This window comes from Mycolicibacterium septicum DSM 44393 (assembly GCF_000455325.1).
GTDB lineage: Bacteria > Actinomycetota > Actinomycetes > Mycobacteriales > Mycobacteriaceae > Mycobacterium > Mycobacterium septicum.
This window is the reverse complement of sequence record NZ_HG322951.1, coordinates 1,789,978-1,809,935: the sequence shown is the minus strand read 5'-3', so window position 1 is coordinate 1,809,935 and position 19,958 is coordinate 1,789,978. Positions and strand designations below refer to the sequence as shown.

16 protein-coding genes and 1 pseudogene are annotated in these 19,958 nt (G+C 67.2%); 6 read left to right on the top strand and 11 right to left on the bottom strand.

The annotated features are described in order from the left end of the window. Window positions 1-20: 20 nt before the first annotated feature. The 5 genes from rpoB to TX88_RS08450 form a co-directional block, all read right to left on the bottom strand. Complete coding sequence (rpoB, locus tag TX88_RS08470) at window positions 21-3,530, bottom strand: DNA-directed RNA polymerase subunit beta (protein WP_044519215.1); 3,510 nt, start codon at window positions 3,528-3,530, stop codon at window positions 21-23. 586 nt (window positions 3,531-4,116) lie between these two features. After that, entirely contained in the window at window positions 4,117-5,202 is a 1,086-nt protein-coding gene (locus TX88_RS08465) for an ABC transporter ATP-binding protein (RefSeq protein WP_044516037.1), read from the bottom strand. A 202-nt stretch (window positions 5,203-5,404) separates the two neighbouring features. Continuing rightward, complete coding sequence (gene rplL, locus TX88_RS08460) at window positions 5,405-5,791, bottom strand: 50S ribosomal protein L7/L12 (protein WP_029106810.1); 387 nt, start codon at window positions 5,789-5,791, stop codon at window positions 5,405-5,407. Window positions 5,792-5,865: 74 nt separating this feature from the next. Further along, the gene (gene rplJ, locus TX88_RS08455; RefSeq protein ID WP_044516035.1) at window positions 5,866-6,393 is read right to left on the bottom strand and encodes a 50S ribosomal protein L10; all 528 of its coding nucleotides are present in this window, start codon (window positions 6,391-6,393) and stop codon (window positions 5,866-5,868) included. Between the two features lie 319 nt (window positions 6,394-6,712). Then, entirely contained in the window at window positions 6,713-7,165 is a 453-nt protein-coding gene (locus TX88_RS08450; RefSeq protein WP_044516033.1) for an anthrone oxygenase family protein, read from the bottom strand. 73 nt (window positions 7,166-7,238) lie between these two features. Between TX88_RS08450 and TX88_RS33220 the strand changes: the two genes are divergently transcribed. After that, on the top strand, window positions 7,239-7,673 hold the full coding sequence (locus TX88_RS33220) for a winged helix-turn-helix transcriptional regulator (protein WP_084621835.1): 435 nt from the start codon (window positions 7,239-7,241) through the stop codon (window positions 7,671-7,673). On the opposite strand, the gene TX88_RS08440 is transcribed toward TX88_RS33220, so the two are convergent. Genes TX88_RS08440 through TX88_RS08425 form a run of 4 tightly spaced genes read right to left on the bottom strand, consistent with a single transcriptional unit; the run spans window position 7,574 to window position 14,034 of the window. Continuing rightward, window positions 7,574-8,470, bottom strand: coding sequence for an ROK family protein (locus TX88_RS08440; protein WP_044516030.1), 897 nt, complete (start codon window positions 8,468-8,470; stop codon window positions 7,574-7,576). The genes TX88_RS33220 and TX88_RS08440 overlap by 100 nt on opposite strands. A 12-nt stretch (window positions 8,471-8,482) precedes the next feature. Next, window positions 8,483-9,100: a DUF7158 domain-containing protein gene (locus TX88_RS08435; protein WP_044516029.1), complete on the bottom strand. Its 618-nt coding sequence runs from the start codon at window positions 9,098-9,100 to the stop codon at window positions 8,483-8,485. Further along, on the bottom strand, window positions 9,097-13,263 hold the full coding sequence (locus TX88_RS08430) for a glycoside hydrolase family 38 N-terminal domain-containing protein (protein WP_044516027.1): 4,167 nt from the start codon (window positions 13,261-13,263) through the stop codon (window positions 9,097-9,099). The genes TX88_RS08435 and TX88_RS08430 overlap by 4 nt, the downstream gene beginning before the upstream one ends. Before the next feature lie 18 nt (window positions 13,264-13,281). Further along, window positions 13,282-14,034 carry an endonuclease/exonuclease/phosphatase family protein gene (locus TX88_RS08425; protein WP_044516026.1) on the bottom strand — a complete coding sequence of 251 codons (753 nt, stop codon included), beginning with the start codon at window positions 14,032-14,034 and terminating at the stop codon, window positions 13,282-13,284. A gap of 65 nt (window positions 14,035-14,099) precedes the next feature. Between TX88_RS08425 and TX88_RS08420 the strand changes: the two genes are divergently transcribed. After that, window positions 14,100-14,648 carry a nucleotidyltransferase family protein gene (locus TX88_RS08420; protein WP_044516024.1) on the top strand — a complete coding sequence of 183 codons (549 nt, stop codon included), beginning with the start codon at window positions 14,100-14,102 and terminating at the stop codon, window positions 14,646-14,648. Here TX88_RS08420 and TX88_RS08415 read toward each other — a convergent pair. Continuing rightward, a complete protein-coding gene (locus TX88_RS08415; RefSeq protein ID WP_044516023.1) occupies window positions 14,645-15,613 on the bottom strand; it encodes a helix-turn-helix transcriptional regulator in 969 nt (322 codons plus the stop codon). The two genes, TX88_RS08420 and TX88_RS08415, sit on opposite strands and share 4 nt — an antisense overlap. A gap of 61 nt (window positions 15,614-15,674) precedes the next feature. Here TX88_RS08415 and TX88_RS08410 point away from each other — a divergent pair. Together TX88_RS08410 and TX88_RS08405 are read left to right on the top strand one after the other, a co-directional pair. Continuing rightward, window positions 15,675-16,178 (top strand): annotated as a pseudogene (locus TX88_RS08410) (DinB family protein); the annotation flags it as partial. Window positions 16,179-16,214: 36 nt separating this feature from the next. Further along, window positions 16,215-16,814, top strand: a complete 600-nt coding sequence (locus tag TX88_RS08405) for a DinB family protein (RefSeq protein ID WP_044519213.1) — start codon at window positions 16,215-16,217, stop codon at window positions 16,812-16,814. Window positions 16,815-16,829: 15 nt separating this feature from the next. Here the strand turns inward: TX88_RS08405 and TX88_RS08400 are convergent, their stop codons facing one another. Further along, on the bottom strand, window positions 16,830-17,450 hold the full coding sequence (locus TX88_RS08400; protein ID WP_044516021.1) for a TetR/AcrR family transcriptional regulator: 621 nt from the start codon (window positions 17,448-17,450) through the stop codon (window positions 16,830-16,832). Between the two features lie 76 nt (window positions 17,451-17,526). On the opposite strand from TX88_RS08400, the gene TX88_RS08395 reads away from it, so the two are divergent. Beyond that, window positions 17,527-18,522: an oxygenase MpaB family protein gene (locus tag TX88_RS08395; RefSeq protein ID WP_044516020.1), complete on the top strand. Its 996-nt coding sequence runs from the start codon at window positions 17,527-17,529 to the stop codon at window positions 18,520-18,522. 52 nt (window positions 18,523-18,574) lie between these two features. After that, on the top strand, window positions 18,575-19,951 hold the full coding sequence (locus TX88_RS08390; protein WP_044516018.1) for an ABC1 kinase family protein: 1,377 nt from the start codon (window positions 18,575-18,577) through the stop codon (window positions 19,949-19,951). The last annotated feature ends 7 nt before the right edge of the window (window positions 19,952-19,958 follow it).

Here is a 19,958-nt window from a genome sequence, read left to right as displayed (position 1 = left end):
TTTCGGGACTAGAAAACAACTCAGGCGAGATCTTCGACAGAGGCGGACTCGTTGCGTGACAGGTTGATGCCGAGGTTGGCAGCAGCGCGCTCCAGGTCCTCGTCGTCACCGTCACGCATCTCGATCGCCGCGCCGTCGCTGGAGAGCACCTCAACGTTGAGGCACAGCGACTGCAGCTCCTTGAGCAACACCTTGAACGACTCCGGGATACCGGGTTCGGGGATGTTCTCGCCCTTCACGATCGCCTCGTACACCTTGACGCGACCGACGGTGTCGTCGGACTTGATCGTCAGCAGTTCCTGCAGGGTGTAGGCGGCACCGTAGGCCTGCATGGCCCAACATTCCATCTCACCGAATCGCTGGCCACCGAACTGCGCCTTACCACCGAGCGGCTGCTGGGTGATCATCGAGTACGGGCCAGTGGAGCGAGCGTGGATCTTGTCGTCCACCAGGTGGTGCAGCTTGAGGATGTACATGTAGCCGACCGTCACCGGGTACGGGAACGGTTCGCCACTGCGGCCGTCGAACAAAGTCGCCTTGCCGTCGGCATTCACCATGACGTCGCCGTCGCGGTTGGGCAGCGTCGAGCCGAGCAGGCCGGCCAGCTCCTCTTCGCGGGCACCGTCGAACACCGGGGTGCTCACGATGCTGTCGACCGGGGCCGAGTGCAGACCGTCGGGCAGCCTGCTCGCCCATTCCGGCGTTCCCTCGGCCACATCGATGTTCCAGCCGGCCTTGGCCACCCACCCGAGGTGGGTTTCCAGGATCTGGCCGATGTTCATACGACGCGGCACACCGTGGGTGTTCAGGATGATGTCCACCGGGGTGCCATCGGGCATGAACGGCATGTCCTCGACCGGCAGGATCTTGCCGATGACGCCCTTGTTGCCGTGGCGTCCGGCGAGCTTGTCGCCGTCGGAGATCTTGCGCTTCTGGGCCACGTAGACGCGGACCAGCTCGTTGACACCGGCGGGCAGCTCGTCGTCATCCTCACGCGAGAACACGCGGATGCCGATGACCTTGCCGGACTCACCGTGGGGCACCTTCAGCGACGTGTCGCGAACCTCGCGGGCCTTCTCACCGAAGATGGCACGCAGCAGGCGCTCCTCCGGGGTCAGCTCGGTCTCACCCTTCGGGGTGACCTTGCCGACCAGGATGTCGCCGTCGCGGACCTCGGCGCCGATGCGGACGATGCCGCGCTCGTCGAGATCGGCCAGCACCTCATCGGAGACGTTCGGGATGTCCCGGGTGATCTCCTCGGCGCCCAGCTTGGTGTCGCGGGCATCGATCTCGTGCTCTTCGATGTGAATCGAGGTGAGCACGTCCTCTTCGACCAGGCGGTTCGAGAGGATGATCGCGTCCTCGTAGTTGTGACCCTCCCACGGCATGATCGCCACGAGCAGGTTCTTGCCAAGGGCCATCTCACCGTTCTCGGTGCACGGACCGTCGGCGACGACCTGGCCGGCCTCGACACGCTGCCCGGCGTCCACGATCGGACGCTGGTTGGCACAGGTGCCGTGGTTGGACCGGGCGAACTTGCGCATCCGGTAGGTGTGCCGGGAGCCGTCGTCGGCCATCACGGTGATGTAGTCCGCCGAGACCTCCTCGACGACGCCCGCCTTCTCCGAGACGATGACATCGCCTGCGTCGATCGCGGCACGCAACTCCATGCCGGTACCGACCAGCGGGGCCTCGCTGCGCACCAGCGGAACCGCCTGGCGCTGCATGTTGGCACCCATCAGGGCGCGGTTGGCGTCGTCGTGCTCGAGGAACGGGATCATCGCGGTCGCGACAGACACCATCTGGCGCGGCGAGACGTCCATGTAGTCGACGTCGGACGGGGCCACGTTCTCGACCTCGCCACCCTTACGGCGGACCATCACGCGGTCCTCGGTGAAGCTGCCGTCCGCGTCGATCGGCGAGTTGGCCTGCGCCACGACGTGGCGGTCCTCCTCGTCGGCGGTCAGGTAGTCGATCTGGTCGGAGACCACACCGTCGACGACCTTGCGGTACGGCGTCTCGATGAAGCCGAACGGGTTGACCCGGGCGTACACCGACAGCGAGCCGATCAGACCGATGTTCGGACCCTCAGGGGTCTCGATCGGGCACATGCGGCCGTAGTGGCTGGAGTGCACGTCGCGGACCTCAAGGCCGGCACGCTCACGGGACAGACCGCCGGGGCCCAGCGCCGACAGACGACGCTTGTGGGTCAGGCCCGACAGCGGGTTGTTCTGGTCCATGAACTGCGACAGCTGGCTGGTGCCGAAGAACTCCTTGATCGCCGCCACGACGGGACGGATGTTGATCAGGGTCTGCGGCGTGATCGCCTCGACGTCCTGGGTGGTCATGCGCTCACGCACGACGCGCTCCATGCGGGAGAGGCCGACCCGGATCTGGTTCTGGATCAGCTCACCGACGGTGCGCAGACGACGGTTACCGAAGTGGTCGATGTCGTCCACCTCGACCGGGACCTCGACGCCGCCGGGGACGGTCATCGTGGTCTGGCCCTCGTGCAGACGCACCAGGTACTCGATGGTCGCGACGACGTCTTCCTCGGTGAGGGTCGAAGACGTGATCGGCTGGCCGGCGTTCAGGCCCAGCTTCTTGTTGACCTTGTAGCGGCCCACGCGGGCCAGGTCGTAGCGCTTCTCCTTGAAGAACAGGTTCTCCAGCAGGGTCTGCGCGGACTCCTTGGTCGGCGGCTCGCCCGGACGCAGCTTGCGGTAGATGTCCAGCAGCGCCTCGTCGGGACCAGCGGTGCTGTCCTTCTCGAGGGTGCCCATCATGATCTCGGAGAAGCCGAAGCGCTCCACGATCTGCTCGTTGGTCCAGCCCAGTGCCTTCAGGAGCACGGTGACCGGCTGACGACGCTTGCGGTCGATGCGCACACCGACGGTGTCGCGCTTGTCGACGTCGAACTCCAGCCACGCACCGCGGCCGGGGATCACCTTGACGCTGTGCAGCGTCTTCTCGGTGGACTTGTCGATGCTGTCGTCGAAGTACACGCCGGGAGAACGCACGAGCTGGGACACCACGACACGCTCGGTGCCGTTGATGATGAAGGTGCCCTTCTCGGTCATCATCGGGAAATCACCCATGAAGACCGTCTGGCTCTTGATCTCACCGGTGTTGTTGTTGATGAACTCGGCCGTGACGAACAGCGGAGCCGCGTACGTCATGTCCTTGTCTTTGCACTCGTCGACCGGAGCCTTGACCTCGTCAAAGCGCGGGTCAGAGAAGCTCAACGACATCGAGCCCGAGAAGTCCTCGATCGGCGAGAGCTCTTCGAGCACCTCTTCGAGACCGCCCTTGGGGTTGGTCTCGCCACGATCGACGGCCTTCTGGCGCCATCCGTCCGCTCCGACGAGCCAGTCGAAGGAATCGGTCTGAACGTCGAGTAGCCCCGGAACCTCAAGCGGTTCACGGAGCTTTGCAAATGAAACTCGGTTCGGTGCTCCTGGGACGGAGTTATTGGTGTTAGCGTTCGCTGTGCTCTGGCTAGAGACTGCCAAGATGCATCCTTCCAGCACCTCATGCGACTTTCCGGAGAGCTGGTACGCCGGTCCGTTGGCCGCGATTCTGCGTCGGTTCGGCTGGCTTTGGCCTGTCCAGAACCCCATACGCACGGCACAGGACTAGATGCTGAGCAACGCTCAGGCTAGAACATTATGTGCAGATCAGGTGAGGGTGGGCAGGGTGCAGCCAGCGCAACGTCCAACAATAGCGCAGAACGGCGCATTCCTCAACCACCACATATCCACTGCATGAATTGGGTCACCCGGCGCTGGCTGGCGTCCCTAAACCCTTCACACATGCTGCCCAACAGATTGGCCTGTCCATGGCCGTCCGTCAAGAGGTGACGCGCGGTTTGGTGCGGCGAACTGTCCCCGGGGCTGCAACTCCGGCAAACTGCCTGCTGAGCCCGCCTATGCCGGAACCAACCCAGGCGCAAGACCCTGCGCTGTGAGCTGAAACGCGGGGCCGTCGGGCCCGATGGACAGGCCCGCTGTCGCCGGCCGGTCGGCCCGTCCGGCGTCGACGATGCCCGCGGTGCGGATCATTGCCCACGAAACAAGTCAGGCCGGGCCCGAAGGCCCGGCCTGACTTGTTCGAAACTCAGCTCTGGTGAGGAACCTCGATGGCTCCGGTCGGTGCGTCGTCCTCGACCGGGCGGTGGTGACGCGCGGTGGGCTCGTCGCCGAACTGGTGCACCGGCAGCTTGTGCGTGCCCTCGAGGTCGTCGAGGATCGCGGCCTGCGCAGCCGGCGGCAGGGTGTGCAGGATCTCGCGCACCCGGGCCTGGCGCCGGCCCACGGCCTTGCGCTCGGGCATACCCGGAGTGGCCATCAGCTGCGGCGGCACACCCTCGATCTCCTCGACACCGCCGTCGTGCTGACCGGCCTCGATCATGGCCTGCTCAGCGGCCGCGGTCGCCTCGTCCTTCTCCTCCGACATACCGATCGGCCCGATACGCCGACCATTGAGGAACTGCTTGACCACCGGCTCCTCGCTGGTCAGCAGCACCTCGCGGGGGCCGAACATGACCAGCTGCTTGCGGAACAGCATGCCGATGTTGTCGGGCACGGTCCGGGCGATGTTGATGTTGTGCGTCACGATCAGCACCGTGGCGTCGATCTGCGCGTTGATGTCGATCAGCAACTGGGACAGGTAGGCGGTACGCACCGGGTCCAGACCCGAGTCCGGCTCGTCGCACAGGATGATCTTGGGGTCGAGCACCAGGGCCCGGGCCAGGCCGGCGCGCTTGCGCATACCGCCGGAGATCTCACCGGGGAACTTGTGACCGTCGTTGGGCATACCGACCAGGTCGAGCTTCTCCATGACGATGTTGCGGATTTCGCTCTCGCTCTTCTTCGTGTGCTCGCGCAACGGGAAGGCGGTGTTGTCATAGATGTTCATCGAGCCGAACAGCGCGCCGTCCTGGAACAGCACACCGAACAGGGTGCGGATCTCGTAGAGCTCCTTGGCCGAGCACTCGAGGATGTTGGTGCCGTCGATGACGATCGAGCCGCGCTCGGGGCGCAGCAGGCCGATCAGGGACTTCAGGAACACCGATTTACCGGTACCCGACGGGCCCAGCAACACGCTGACCTCGCCCTCGGGAACCGTCAATGTGACGTCTTCCCAAATCTTTGACGATCCGAAAGATTTGCTCAGTCCCGTCACATCGATCTGGACGCCCATAAAGATCCTTCCGCCTACGGCTCACCCCGCCACCTGCTGCGGCCTGTGGCTTGAGTCACCATAGCGCACGGGGCACCGCCCACACATGCTTGTCTCCCAATATCCGGGAGTACCCGGACCCTGGGCGAACCAATCCTGCTCATACAAGCAAAGAACCCCCGAATCCGTAGGGATTCGGGGGTTCTTGCGGTCCAGTTTTGGACTACTTGACGGTGACGCTGGCGCCGGCGGCCTCGAGCTTGGCCTTGGCGTCCTCGGCGGCCTCCTTGGTGACCTTCTCCAGCAGCGGCTTGGGAGCGCCGTCGACCAGATCCTTGGCTTCCTTCAGGCCCAGGCCGGAGACGATCTCGCGGACGACCTTGATGACGCCGATCTTCTTCTCGCCGGCACCCTCGAGGATGACGTCGAATTCCGACTGCTCCTCGGCGGCCTCGGCGGCGGCCGGGGCGGCACCGGCGGCGGCAACGGCGACCGGAGCAGCAGCGGTGACCTCGAAGACCTCTTCGAACTGCTTCACGAACTCAGAGAGCTCCAGCAGGGTCATTTCCTTGAACGCGTCGAGCAGTTCGTCGGTGGACAGCTTGGCCATGTTTATGGTCCTTCCTGAATTTTTCTTACAGATGTTGGGTGGTTTGTGCGGTTGCGATTAAGCAGCAGCGACGGTTAAGCAGCTTCCTCAGCGGCCTTCTTCTCCTGCAGCGCCGCGGCAAGGCGGGCAACCTGAGAAGCGGGCGCGTTGAACAGGCCTGCGGCCTTGGACAGGTTGCCCTTCATGGCACCTGCCAGCTTGGCGAGCAGAACCTCGCGCGACTCGAGGTCGGCGATCTTCTCGACCTCGGCGACGGACAGCGCTTTGCCGTCCATGTAGCCGCCCTTGATGATGAGCGCCTTGTTGTCCTTGGCGAACTTCTTGATCGCCTTGGCGGCGTCAACGGGCTCGCCCTTGACGAACGCGATCGCCGTGGGACCGGCGAACAGCTCGTCGAGACCTTCAATGCCGGCTTCGGACGCGGCGCGCTTCACCAGAGTGTTCTTGGCGACGGTGTACGAGGCGGAGTCGCCGAGTGAACGACGCAGATCAGCCAGGTTCGCCACAGTCAGCCCGCGGTACTCGGTGACGACGGTGGCCGTCGACGCCTTGAACTGCTCAGCAATGTCGGCAACCGCCGTGGCTTTGTCAGCCTTGGCCATGCATGCCTCCTTGTGGTGGGTATCGGGCGCTCCACCAACTTGGGGCCGTGAAATGACGAACGCCCCGACGCAGACAGGTCGGGGCGCAGAGATATCCAGTACGAAACTGGTCTAGCCTCGTCCTCCTGCGTGGGCCGCCGGGACATTTCCCGGACCTTCAACCGATTACTCGGTGACCGACGGTCTTCGGTGGAACCCGACCAGAGTAGCCGAGCACCCGCCAATCAGCCAAAACGAGCCTCCTCCTTGCACCGCGAGCGACCGTGTCTGTACGCAGACACGCCGCAAATCGCGTACCTGAGCGGTCGCTCGCGGTGCGTCACACCCCGCTGCCGGCCAGCACCAGCAGTACGAACGCTCCCGCGAGCAGTCCGACCCTCACCCAGTGCAGACGGTCCCAGCGGCTGACCAGTTCGTGGAACTGTTCGGGGTCCTGACCTGCGCCGTCGCCGCCGAATCCTGCCGCGACCCGGTTGTTGATCGGCACCAGTGTGGTCAGGGTGAGCAGCATGACCAGCCCCATCAGCACCACCGCGGTGATGAGCAACGGGCCGGGACTCCACAGTGTGGCGGCGATCAGCAGAGCCACCGCCCCGATGTACCAGAACGGCATCGCCGTCCCGAGGATCCGGCCGCCGGTGCTTCGGGCCTGCCGATAGGCGGCATCGGGCAATCGCTGCAGGATCGGGTTGGTGAACGCGGCGACTCCGAACTCGACGCCGAGCAGCGGCCCGGTGACGATGACGGCGAGAATCTGAACGATTTCCTTCACACCATCGAGCCTGGTCAGTACGCTGACAAAAAACAAGGTACTGACAAATTAGTCAGCATTCGAAGGGCCGGGTATGGCGGTTTCCAAGAAAGAGGTCGGCGAGTGCCCGATCGACGCGACGTTGTCGGTGATCGACGGCCGCTGGAAGGGCACCATCCTGTGGCGGTTGGCCGACGGGCCGATGCGCACCGCTGAGCTGCGCCGCAGCATTCCCGACATCACCGAGCGCATGCTCATCCGGCACCTGCACGATCTGGTCGACGCCGGGATCATCGAGCGCCACGATGCGGGCACGGTGCCACCGTGCGTGCACTATTCGATCTCCGAGTACGGCAAGACGCTGGCGCCGGTATTGGGCGCATTGTGCGAATGGGGCCGCACCCACATGGAGATTCAGCAGCGCAAGCGTCAGCCACGGGCCAGGGCGGCCGCGCCGACCAGGCCGGCGTCCCCGCCGAGTTCGGCCGGCACCACCCGCAGCCCGCGCAGGAAGTCCAGCCCGGCGTAGTCCGCCAGCGCCGCACGGACCGGGTCGAACAGCAATGCCCCGGACTTGGCCACTCCCCCGCCGATCACCACCAGGTCCAGGTCGCACACCGCGCCCACCGACGCGATCATGGCCGCGACCGCGCGGGCGCCGCGCTCAAACGCCTTGACGGCCAGATCATCTCCTCGATTTGCCGCATCGCCCAGCGCCTTGGCGTCCGTACCGTCCCAGCCCTGCCTGCGGGCCCACCGCACCATGCTCGGGCCCGACGCGATGGTCTCGACGCAGCCGTGCCCGCCGCACGTACACAGGTCACCGCCGTCGGGGGCGACGACGACGTGGCCGACGTGCCCCGCGTTACCGGTGCGGCCGTCGTACGGTGCGCCGTCGAGCACGAGGCCACCACCGACCCCGGTCGACACCACCATGCCGAGCAGGAACTGCGCACCCCGGCCCGCACCGCACCATTGCTCACCCAGCGCCATGCACAGCCCGTCGCCGCCGAGCCGCACCGGCAACCGGGTGACGCCCGAAACCCGTTCCACGATCGGAAACTGTTGCCACTCGGCGATATTGATGGGACTGACCGTGCCATTGGGCAGGTCGATCGGCCCGGCCGAGGCCACGCCGACGCCGGTCGCGGCTCCGTTCGAAGCCTGCACGGTCTCGCCGAGCAGCTTCTCCACGACGGCCCACACGGTTTCGGCATCACCGTCGGGGGTCGGCAACTGGGCCCGATGGACCAGCTTTCCGTCGGGATCCACCAGGCCGGCGGCGATCTTGGTGCCGCCGATGTCGAGTGCCAGGGTCAGTGGCATCGGAAGGTCCCCCTAGTGCTTGTGGGTGTTGTCCGGTTGGCGGGGATCGCCGGGATGTTCGTATCCGGGCGCCAGTTGCACCAGAGCCGCGCAACGCGCATCGAGCCACTGCCGGAAAGCCAGCCTGCGCGCGGCGGCCCGCAGGTGGGCGGCGATCCGATCGCGAACCTCATCGAACGACGGCACGACAGGACGCGTACGCCATCCGTGCGGCCCGGTCTGCGTCTCGGCGAATCGCAGCGGATTGCGTGCGTGGTAGGCGGCCACCTCGGCATCCGAGACGTCCACCGCGGCAGTGACATCGGCAAACACCGCTCGGGCCGAAGGTGCACCCAGCGTGGCGGCGGCGACACTGCCGATCTGCAGCCGGGCCGAGGTATCGGGCAGCACCTCGTCCAGGGTGGGAGCACCTTCGTCGGACAGTCCGCGCGCCAGGGCCTCGTCGTCGATCACCCGTTCGGCAACCACCAACTGGGTGAGCCAGCGACGCAACTGACGCCCCTCGCTGGTGCCCGGGCGGGGCAGCGCCGACGCCCGGTTGCCCGCCCGCAATGCTGCCTCCCGGTCGTCGATCTCCTTGATCGACACGGGTTTTCCGGCCACCTGCGCCGCCCAAGCCACCTGGTTCATCGCACCGTGACCTTCACGGCCGGTGTGTAGATCAGCCGTCCGGCGCAACCCACCCGGATCAAAGCCCACCATTCCCCGGGTTCGACCCACGACGGTGGTGCGACATCGAATCCGATCTGCGCCGTGCCGCCCGCGGGCACTTCGACCCCCGCCGCGGCCGGCCCCATCCATTCCCACGTTCCCCACGGGCTGATGAGGTGCGCCTCGGCGGTCAGGTCGGCGAGTGCGTCGGTACCGATCGTGATGGACAGCCGCGCGGTCTCACCGGCCTTGACGTCGACGGCATCCGGCTCGGACACCAGTTTGAGCACCTGGGCGGCACCGGGTTCACCGATCGTGACGACGCAGACGTCCTCGACCACCTGGCGCCACGACGGCGGCAGGGCCGCACCTCCGCCGGTCACCGCGAGTTCGGCGCGCACCGGGTACAGCCCGGGTTGGGCCCCGGCTGGGATGCCCAGCACCACATCGGTTTCCAGATGCTCACCGGGCGGCAGCACGTAGGGCAGCTCCGCGGGTTGCACCTCCCATCCCGGCGGGGTGGACAGTCTGACCCGGCCGTGCAGCGCCGCGTCGGTGCAATCGCTGGCCGCGGTGAGCCGGACGATCACTTCGGTATCGGGTTGTCCGGCAATGCTCTCCGGATGCAGATACGCCACGGCGGGCAGGCCGCCCAACGGTGCCGGGCCGCGATTGTGCAGCCAGTACCGGGCGTACAGCGGCTGGGCCGCCTCGGCCTCGGGTGCCAACTGCCGGTGCTCGGCGCGCAGCATCCGGGGCAGGTTGAGCTGCGTGGACACCGTGGCGATCTGGTAGCCATGCAGCCTCAGGTCCGAGGGCTGCTCCGGCGCCGGCTCCTCCAGCAGGTTCAGGTTCGCGGCGGTCGAGACCGCGCGCAGGCCGGAGCGGATGGTGACCTCCGCGTCACCACCGGTGATCTCCACCAGACGCGCCGTCACCCCGTCGGCCGGGTCGGTGCTGCGCGTGCTGCCCGACGCCAGCGGATTGCCCGCAACCTTGAGCGCGCCGAGTTGCACAGCCCCGGCGGGCTCGATCTCCAGCAGCGATCCCCACGCGGGCAGCCCGCCTCCGGCGTCGGAGTCGACGACCACCGGCTGCAGCGGACGGTTGAATTCGGCAGCGCTGGGGGCGACCCCCGCGGCTCGCCAGTCACCGGAGCCGCTGACCAGTGCGTAGTCGAATGTGTGTGTCCAGTGCTGCAATTGGAAGTTGGATCCGTCCGGCGCCGTGCGCCGTGGCGGGTCGATCCAGGTGCCGGACGGCCAGCCGGTGCAGGACCGCATCAGCGACGTGTGCAGGGTGCCGTCCGGCTCGACCGCGAAGCTCGGCACACCGCGGTTCAGCAGTGCCACCGTGCGGGACTCGAACGGCTCGGCCGCCGCGAAGGCTCGTTGGGTGACGACGATCTCGGCGCCGCCCAGCTCATCGACCACCGCATCGAGGTCGCCGGCCAGGATCAGCACCGGCAGGGTTCGTACCCCGCGCAGATCGGCACCGGGTACCCAGTGTTCGATCAACGGCGCCGCGGCGGGCACCCACACGCGAGCCGATCCGGTTGCGTCGATCTGACGCTTGAGTTCGTCGGCGTAGGCGACGTCCGCCTCGGCGAGAACAGCAGCGGTGAAGGGATTTTCGTCCGGACCGCCGAGCGCGAACCGGGTGTCGGGAAGGTTGGAGTCCACGCTGAGATCGCCGTAGCGCGGCTTGTCGGCGGCGCTGCAGGTGGCGGTGACGCCGGCCCGCACCAGGGCCACCATCAGGTCGCGGGGGTTCGCCCCGTCGGGAGCGACCACCTCGGCCACCGAGACCGCCCGGACCGCCGACCCGATGCGCACCCGGACCGCCGATGACAGCCCGAACCAACCGTAGGCCGGGTTGTCCAGCGTCCACGGGTGTTGCGCGGCGTCGACGGCGTGATGATCCGAACCGTCGTGCAGCAGCCCGAATCCGCGGCCGATCACCGCGTCGCCGACCTCGCTCACCGGCAACGCGCCGGGCACCGGGCAGGGCCACCGCAGCCGCACCAGGCGGTCCGCACCGACGAATTCGTCGATGACCGTGCGACAGTCGACGCGGTCCACACCCGACCAGAGCGTGATGATCTGGGTGTAGCGCAACAGGCCTGGAATGCGGCCCCGCACGATCACCCGCTGCCCGAGCGGGCTCTGATAGCACTGCACGTCGTCGGCCGGGCCGGCCGAGGAGCACACCACGGGCCCCGTCGGCAGCAGGTGCCAGGGCCCTTCCCCGGCTTGGGGGTGGGCCGAATACTCCTCGTATACGGCCAGTTCGTTGCCGACGCTGCCGTCGGCGATGAGCTCGCACCCGTCGTCCACGAGCGAGCACACCGCACCGCCACGGGCGGCATCGACGCGCAGCCGGTACCGGTCGTTGGCGATCTCGTCCCCGGCCAGCGGTTTCCAGCCGCGCGCCGCCCCGGAGACGAAGCGGTAGGACCGCCAGCCCAGCGACGGCACGTCACGGGCCAGCCAGCTCACCGTGGCTCCGTCATGCTCGACGAGTACGGGCACCTCGTTACCGTCGCTGTCGAGCACCGCACCGGAGAACGGCGTGTCCAGGTGCACGGTGACGATGTCGGTCCGGTTGTGCGCCACGGCATTCCACACGATCACGGTATTGATCCCCGGGTCGCTGCGCTCCTGCCCGCCGAGACCGCCGACCGCCTCGGACAACAGGCCCAGCGCGTTGTCCCGGGCGGTGACGCCCAGCTCCCACGCGTCGCGCCAGCCGGTCAGCAGGTCGAGATAGACCTGATCGGACTCCGATCCGGTGATGGCGTCGTGATGCGCACCGTAGGCCAGTTGCACCCAGGCCTTGGCCATTGCGGCCTGCGGATAGTCCGCGCCGCCGAGCAGCCCGGCGAACACCGAGAACCGCTCCGCATCGAGCACCGCGTCCTCGGCGGCCCGGTTGGCCTGTTTGGTGTCGATGTAGGAGACGTCCTTGCCGGTGTAGATCGGGTTCATGTCGCGGGTCTGCGGGGACGGCGTGATCCCACGCTCGTCGACTTCGGCCCGAACCGCGGTGAAGAACTCGGACGGCAGCGCGCACACGAACTTCGGCCAGGCGTACCGCGAGTTCCAGTCGCGGTGGATCTGGGTGACCCATTTGTTGGGCGGGGTGTAGTCGGTGCCGACCGGCAGGAGCACGTTGCGGGTCAACGCAACTCGCTTGAGTTTGGTGAAGAGGGAGTAGGTGGATTCCTCGGCCTCGGCCAGGGACGCAGAGGAGTCCATCCACCACCCGGCCGAATAGTGTGCAGGCATGTAGTGGGTGAGAAGCCCGCGGCCCGAGGGCGCGATCCACTCGAACTCGCTCGCGAACTGCATGCGCTCGGGGTCGCCGTCGTTCTGCATCGGACCCCACTGGTGATGCGGCCCACGCGCCCACGAACTGGAGGTCAGGCCGACGTCGGCCGCCATCCCGGGAAACTGCGGGTCGTGCCCGAACACGTCGAGCTGCCAGGCGGTGGCAGGGTCGGCACCCAGCACGTCACGCTGAAAGCCCATGCCCGACACGAAATTCCGGATCGCGGTCTCGGGGCTGGTGAGGTTGGTGTTGGGTTCGTTGTAGGTGCCGCCCATGATCTCGACGCGCCCCTGAGCGATGAACCGGCGCAGATCGGCCCGGTCCTCGGGACGGGCATCCCAGTACGGCTTGAGGTAGTCCACCTCGGCCAGTACGAACTTGTATTCGGGTTCGCGCCGGGCCATTTCCAGGTGTGCGTGCACCAGGTCGAAGCCGTTGGTCTGGCGGCACTGCCCGGGCGGATCCTCGGTCCACAGGCTGGTATAGGCGGCCTGGGTGTTCCACCAGACGGGGTCGTAGTGGAAGTGGCTGATCATGTACATGGTCCAGCCCGGTTCGGCGACGGTGAACTCGAAGTCGGTCGAGCCGACCCGTGCGCGCCGGATCTCGCCGGGCACGCCGCGCTCGACGTCCACCGGCACCTCGACGGTGCCGTCTCCGGCCGCGGCGATCGCCTCACCGGAGAGCCCGTCCCCGCTGACCCGCACGGGCGTCGGCGCGGCGCAGCCCTCGTATCGCACCCGCACCAGCTGCCGAGGGGCATCCTCCGGCCCGGCAAACAGCTCCGTCGTCTCCACTGACGTGACGTGCATCTGGAAAACCCTACGACTTCAAGGCACCGAAATGTCGACGACCAGTGCCCGATGATCCGAAATCGGCAGGTGCGGTGCGGCGTATGCGGTGGCGGCCAGCGTGGGGTCGTCGGTGAGGATGTGGTCGAGCTGGGTCGTCGGCGTGTCGGCGGGAAAGGTCGGGGCGGCCCCGAGCGGACGCCAGCGCTCCGGTGCGCCCGAGTTCAGGTCGCCCATGAGAATCCTCGGGCCCGGGAAGCCGCTCAGGTCGCGCAGCAGATGCCGGAGTTGCACCCGGTTCCACCCCGGCACGAACGACAGGTGGGTGTTGGCCACCGAGATCGCGCCGAGCGGCGTATCGACGCGCGCCACCATCGCGGCCCTGGGCTCCTCGTGAACGATCCGGAACCGGCGGATCCCCGAGACGTACATCGGGAACCGGACCGGTATCCGCGGGAGCCGCAGCACCTGCCAGTGCTCGACCGGGTACCGGGTGAGCAGGGCGATGCCGTAGGCGGCGGTCCCGGGTTGTTCACGTCCGGTCGCGGCCATCCAGGTGGCACCGGGTGTTCCGGAGATCGCGGCAACGAACCGGTGGTGCACGGCGTTCATCGCCTCGGCGGCCACGGCGGTCAGGTCGGCCTTGCCCGAGCGCGGCTGATCCAGGTCGACTTCCTGCAGCGCGAGGATGTCTGCGTCGAGTTCGGCCACCGCGGCAGCCAGTCTGCCCAGGTCGACGTCGCCGTCGTGGACACTGCGCCCGTGCAGGATGTTGAAAGTGGCCAGCCGCATGGGTACTCAGTACCCACAACGGCGTCGGCTCCATCATCCGGCGCCCCACAGACCTTGGATCGCACATGCTCGACCGCAACGACGCACTCCGTGACGCGTTGAAGCGCGCCGCGTCGGCGTTCAAGGCGCACGGACCGCGGTTCGCGCTGGCCGGCAGCTACGCGCTGTGGGCCTACGGTGCGCCAGAACCCGTGCACGACGTCGACTTCGTGGTCGCCGAGACCGACGCCGAGGCGGCCGAGGTGACGTTGCGCAAGGCCGGGTTCCAGATCGTGCACGTCCCCGAGGACTGGTTGTTCAAGGCCTATCCCGACGACGACGTCCTGGTCGACGTGCTCTACCAACTCAACGGGGCGTCGGTCGATGCGGCCACCCTCGAATGCGCCACGGTGCTCGACGTCCTGGCGATCCGGATGCCGGTCCTGCCGCCCACGGTCGTGGTGACGGAGAAGCTGCGGTCCCTCAACGAACACCACTGCGACTTCGCGGCGATGCTGCCCGCCGTCCGTGCGGTGCGCGAGCAGGTCGACTGGGATGCGGTTCGGGTCGCGACCGCCGACAACGATTTCGCCGCCGCGTTCCTGACGCTCATCGACCGGCTCGGCATCACCTAGTTCCCCTGAGCGGCAGCGTGCAGGCGTGCGGCGACGACTCCGACGGCGGCCGCCACCTCGGGCGGTTCCAGCACCTCGAAGTCGTAGCCCACGGTGGCGAAGTACAGCACCATGCGTTCGGGGTCGTCGGCGCCGGCGGTGACGATGCAGGCATCGGGACCGTCCGCCTCGACGGTGGCCGACGACGGTGGAAACTTCTGTGCCACAACCGCTTGCGGCGCCTGGTAGCGCACCCGGGCGCTGTAGCGGTAGGGCGAGGAGCTGATCGAGCGGCGGACATAGTCGGCCGCGTCCGGTGCGTCCCGCGGCGTGAACGTGCTCCCTCGCGCCACGACCGCCGACATCCGGTCCAGCCGCAGGCTGCGCCAATCCTCGCGGTCACGGTCGTAGGTCATGAGGTACCAGCGCCGTCCAGTGGTCACCAGTTGATAGGGCTCCAACCGTCTCTGGGTGTGGTTGCCCCGGATGTCGGTGTAGTCGGCGCTGACGTGTTCATGGTCGCGGCAGGCCCGGGCCAGGGTCATCAGCACCTCGGGCTCCACCGGCGCGTCCGACGAGTTGGAGGTCAGGGTGACGGTCGCGTCGTGCACCGCCGAGACCTGCGAACGCAACCGTGCGGGCATGACCTGGTCGAGCTTGGACAGTGCCCGGAGGGCGGATTCCCCGACGCCCGCGACGCTTCCGCCGGCGGCCAACCGCAGGCAGACGGCCATCGCGACGGCTTCGTCGGGGTCGAGCAGCAGCGGTGGCAGCGCCGCACCGGCACCGAGTTGGTAGCCGCCGCCCTGCCCCTTGCTGGCGTGGACGGGATACCCGAGTTCACGCAACCGCTCGATGTCGCGACGGACGCTGCGCGTGGTGACGTCGAGCCGTTCGGCCAGCTCTTCACCCGTCCACACCCGGCGCGACTGCAGCAATCCGAGGAGTTGCAGCACCCGGCCGGTGGTTTCGCTGCTCACAGCCATGCAACAAGTGTGCCGCACTTTTAGGACCGAAACTGTCCTATATGCGTGAGACGGTATTCCCATGTGGACAAACCTCCTGGCCGACCAACTGGACTTCCACTGGACCCACCAGCTGAGGCCGCGATTGGACGGCCTGACCGACGACGAGTACTTCTGGCAGCCCGTGAAAGACTGCTGGACCGTTCACCCCGACGGCGCCATCGACTTCAGTTATCCACCACCACAACCGGAACCGTTCACCACCATCGCGTGGCGACTGGCGCACGTGATCGTCGGCGTGTTCGCCATGCGCAACCACTCACACTTCGGCGGCCCGCCGGCCGATTACGAGTCCTGGCCGTATGCCACCGATGCGGCCACGGCCCTGAAACAACTCGACGACACATACCGACATTGGATCGACGGGGTCCGACGCCTCGACGAAACCGACCTGCAGAAGCCGTGCGGGCCCGCCGAGGGTCCGTACAGCAATGAGCCGATGGCGGTGCTGGTCCTGCACATCAACCGGGAGGTAATCCACCACGGCGCCGAAATCGCCTGCATCCGCGACCTTTACGTGCACTCCAACCAAACAGCCCACAACATCAAGGAGAACCGAGCCATGCCAGGAATGCCCCTGCCGGCCACCGACGAACGCCAGACCCTGATCGAGTTCGTCGCCTTTCAGCAGAACGCCTTCCTCGCGGTGGCGCACGGCCTGACCGATGAGCAGGCCCGATCCACCCCGTCGGTGAGCGCGCTGTCGGTCGGTGGCCTGATCAAGCACGTCACCGCCGTGCAGAAGGGCTGGGCCGACCGCGCCGAGCATGCACCGCAATTCCCGCCGCCGGACCCCCGTCCGTTCGAGGAACGGGCGGCCGAGTACGCCGATCTGCACGTGATGCGCGAGGACGAGACCCTCGCCGGCCTGCTCGAGGCGTTCAAGGCCCAGAACGCCGAGACGCTACGGGTTTTCGCCGAACGGGACCTCGACACCGCCGTTCCGGTACCCCACGATGTGCCATGGTTCCCACAGGACGTCGACAACTGGTCGGTGCGATGGGTGGCCATGCACCTGATCGAGGAACTCAGCCGGCACGCCGGCCATGCCGACATCATCCGCGAATCCATCGACCGCGCAACGATGTACGAGTTGCTCGCGGCCGAGGAGCAGTGGCCCGAGACCGAGTGGATCAAGCGCTGGCGGCCTGCCGCAGTCTAATTGGCGGCACCGGGCTCAACTGGCGGCACCGCCGCCGCCGCTGCCGAGCACCAGCCGTAGCGCGTAATCCACCACAACTCCGAGGTCGTCGCCCAGGTTCCCGCCCAGCCACTGCTGGGCAAGCTCGGCCATTGCCCCCGTGTACATGGCCGCGCCGACCTGGGCGGCGACCGGGTCCGAACCCGGATTGAGCCGGCCACCCTCCGACAGCACGGCCTCGCGCAACAGGTCCTGGGTCGCCGCGCGCCGGGCGGCCAGGACGGGGTTGGCCCTGGCGTCGGTGAACAGCACCCGTCCCCGCCGCGGGTCGGCCGAACTGAAGCCCAGCACGGCGGCGATTCCGGCACGGGTCCGGGCCCGAGGGGAGTCCCCGGCCCCGGTCATCGCCGCGTCGACATCGGCTGCCAGTGCCGCGTTCACCTGGTCGTACACCGCACCGAGCAGATCGTCGGTGTCGGCGAAGCTCTCGTAGAAGTAGCGGGTGTTGAGGCCGCATTCGCGGCAGACCGAGCGCACCGACGTCGCCGCCTCCCCACCGTCCCCGAACAGCCGGAACGCCGCGTCGACGAGCAACGCGCGGCGTTCGGCACGGCGGTCCGTCAGCGGGACGCCGGCCCATCGAGTCGGGCTGGACATTCCTCCAGACTAGATCTGGTCACACCCGTACCCAAAATGTATTCTGGCTACAGACGTAACCAGAAGGGGGTCCACGGTGGACATGCCGCACCAGGTGCTCGAGCAGATGCTGCAGCGGAAGTTCGACAAGGACATTCGTCAGCACTACTTCCGTGGCATGGAGTTCGCCGGGCCGGCGGGCGATCCGGGATGGTTCGGTCCGGGCAGCGCCGTCTGGCATGTCCACTCCCACACCGAGGCGCTGATCTTCGGCCTGCAGTGCGCGGCCTTCATCGAACGCCTCGATCCGTCGATCTATTGGATGGGCATGCACCATTCGCGCCTGGTCAAGCGCGACGAGAACGGCACGGCCATTCCGGTCATCGACCCGCAGGGCGCAGCCGTCCGGCTGGGCCACTCCATCGCGTTCTTCATCGGCACCGCCTACGGCAACACGGAGACCGCCGAACGGGTGGCCAAGACCGTGCGCGCCATGCACCACACCATCAAGGGCACCCGCCCCGACGGCGCGGCCTACGACGCCGACGATCCGGACTGGCTGCGCTGGAACTACGCGACCGTGGTGTGGGGGCTGGCCACCGCGCACGAGATCTACCACCCGAACCCGTTGCGCGGTAAGAAACTCGACCGTTATTACGGGGAGTTCATCCGCGTCGGACATGCCCTCGGCGGCACCGACCTGCCGGAAACCAAGGCCGAGACCCTGGATTGCCTGCACTCCTACCTGCCCAAGCTGGCGCTCACCCACGGGGCCGCCATGGCCACCGGCCCCAACCTGCCGATGCCGCAGAGCGCCGTGGACTGGGCGATCCGCGACACCATGCCGACGTGGGCCAAGCAGCTGATCGGGCACACCGATCCGAAGCCGATCGAACGGGCGGGCCGGCGGGCTCTGGTGTGGTCGATCATCAACGGACTGCACACCGCGGCGGGCACCACGATGGAGTTCCGGGCGGCGCAGAAGCGGGTCGCCGGCGGCACCACCGTGCCGCACACCGAGCCCTCCTACGTGCCCGGCAGCGACCCGATTCTCAGCCGCGAAGCGGTCGAAGAGAGTTTCGCATCGGTGTGACTCACGGCACAGATGTTTTTGGCCGCACCGTGGCCTTTGAGACACTGCAGCTATGAGCACTACGCCGCCGAAAACCAAGCACCGCGAGGTCGCCAGGTTGAGCCGGGTGCCGCTGCCTGTGGAGGCCGCCCGTATCGGCGCCACCGGATGGCAGATCACCCGTACCGGGGTCCGCGTCGCCGCCAACATGTTCGGCAAAGGGTCCCTGCAGCACAAGATCATCAAGCAGGTGCCGCAGACCTTCTCCGACCTGGGTCCCACGTACGTCAAGTTCGGCCAGATCATCGCGTCGAGCCCCGGCGCCTTCGGTGAGCCGCTGAGCCGCGAATTCCGCAGCCTGCTCGACCGAGTGCCACCGGCCGACACCGACGAGGTGCACAAACTCTTCGTCGAGGAACTCGGCGACGAGCCCACGAACCTGTTCAAGAGTTTCGACGAGAAGCCGTTCGCGTCGGCCTCGATCGCGCAGGTGCACTACGCCACGCTGCACAGCGGCGAGGAGGTCGTGGTCAAGATCCAGCGCCCCGGAATCCGTCGCCGCGTCGCCGCCGACCTGCAGATCCTCAAACGGGGCGCGCAGCTCGTGGAGCTCGCCAAGCTGGGCCGGCGGCTGTCCGCTCAGGATGTGGTCGCCGACTTCGCCGACAATCTGGCCGAGGAGCTCGACTTCCGGTTGGAGGCCCAGTCGATGGACGCGTGGGTGTCACACATGCACGCCTCCCCGCTCGGCGAGAACATCCGGGTACCCCAGGTGTACTGGGACCTGACCAGCCAGCGGGTGCTGACGATGGAACGGGTCACCGGCGTGCGTATCGACGACGTGGCCGCCATCCGCAAGAAGGGCTTCGACGGCACCGAGCTGGTCAAGGCCCTGCTGTTCAGCGTGTTCGAGGGCGGCCTCAAGCACGGCCTGTTCCACGGCGACCTGCACGCGGGCAATCTGTACGTCGACGACGCGGGCAAGATCGTGTTCTTCGACTTCGGCATCATGGGCCGCATCGACCCGCGGACCCGGTGGCTGTTGCGTGAGCTCGTGTTCGCGCTGCTGGTCAAGAAGGACCATGCGGCCGCGGGCAAGATCGTGGTGCTGATGGGGGCGGTGGGGACGGTGAAGCCCGAAGCGCAGGCCGCCAAGGACCTGGAAAAGTTCGCTACCCCGCTCACGATGAAGTCGCTCGGGGATATGTCCTACGCCGAAATCGGCAAGCAACTCTCGGCGCTGGCCGATGCCTACGACGTCAAACTGCCCCGCGAACTGGTGTTGATCGGCAAGCAGTTCCTCTACGTCGAGCGCTACATGAAGCTGCTGGCACCGACGTGGCAGATGATGAACGACCCCCAGCTCACCGGGTACTTCGCCAACTTCATGGTGGATATCAGCCGCGAACACAAGGATTCAGCCGGTCCCGACGACGGGATCGAGGACTGAGTGGCCG

What these genes read in the sequence shown, in the direction of transcription:
- TX88_RS08465 (WP_044516037.1), bottom strand. Translation starts at nt 5,202, where the DNA reads ATGGGCGTCCAGATCGATGTGACGGGACTGAGCAAATCTTTCGGATCG.
- rplL (WP_029106810.1), bottom strand. Translation starts at nt 5,791, where the DNA reads ATGGCCAAGCTGTCCACCGACGAACTGCTCGACGCGTTCAAGGAAATG.
- rplJ (WP_044516035.1), bottom strand. Translation starts at nt 6,393, where the DNA reads ATGGCCAAGGCTGACAAAGCCACGGCGGTTGCCGACATTGCTGAGCAG.
- TX88_RS33220 (WP_084621835.1), top strand. Translation starts at nt 7,239, where the DNA reads ATGGCGGTTTCCAAGAAAGAGGTCGGCGAGTGCCCGATCGACGCGACG.
- TX88_RS08440 (WP_044516030.1), bottom strand. Translation starts at nt 8,470, where the DNA reads ATGCCACTGACCCTGGCACTCGACATCGGCGGCACCAAGATCGCCGCC.
- TX88_RS08435 (WP_044516029.1), bottom strand. Translation starts at nt 9,100, where the DNA reads ATGAACCAGGTGGCTTGGGCGGCGCAGGTGGCCGGAAAACCCGTGTCG.
- TX88_RS08430 (WP_044516027.1), bottom strand. Translation starts at nt 13,263, where the DNA reads ATGCACGTCACGTCAGTGGAGACGACGGAGCTGTTTGCCGGGCCGGAG.
- TX88_RS08425 (WP_044516026.1), bottom strand. Translation starts at nt 14,034, where the DNA reads ATGCGGCTGGCCACTTTCAACATCCTGCACGGGCGCAGTGTCCACGAC.
- TX88_RS08420 (WP_044516024.1), top strand. Translation starts at nt 14,100, where the DNA reads ATGCTCGACCGCAACGACGCACTCCGTGACGCGTTGAAGCGCGCCGCG.
- TX88_RS08415 (WP_044516023.1), bottom strand. Translation starts at nt 15,613, where the DNA reads ATGGCTGTGAGCAGCGAAACCACCGGCCGGGTGCTGCAACTCCTCGGA.
- TX88_RS08405 (WP_044519213.1), top strand. Translation starts at nt 16,215, where the DNA reads ATGCCAGGAATGCCCCTGCCGGCCACCGACGAACGCCAGACCCTGATC.
- TX88_RS08400 (WP_044516021.1), bottom strand. Translation starts at nt 17,450, where the DNA reads ATGTCCAGCCCGACTCGATGGGCCGGCGTCCCGCTGACGGACCGCCGT.
- TX88_RS08390 (WP_044516018.1), top strand. Translation starts at nt 18,575, where the DNA reads ATGAGCACTACGCCGCCGAAAACCAAGCACCGCGAGGTCGCCAGGTTG.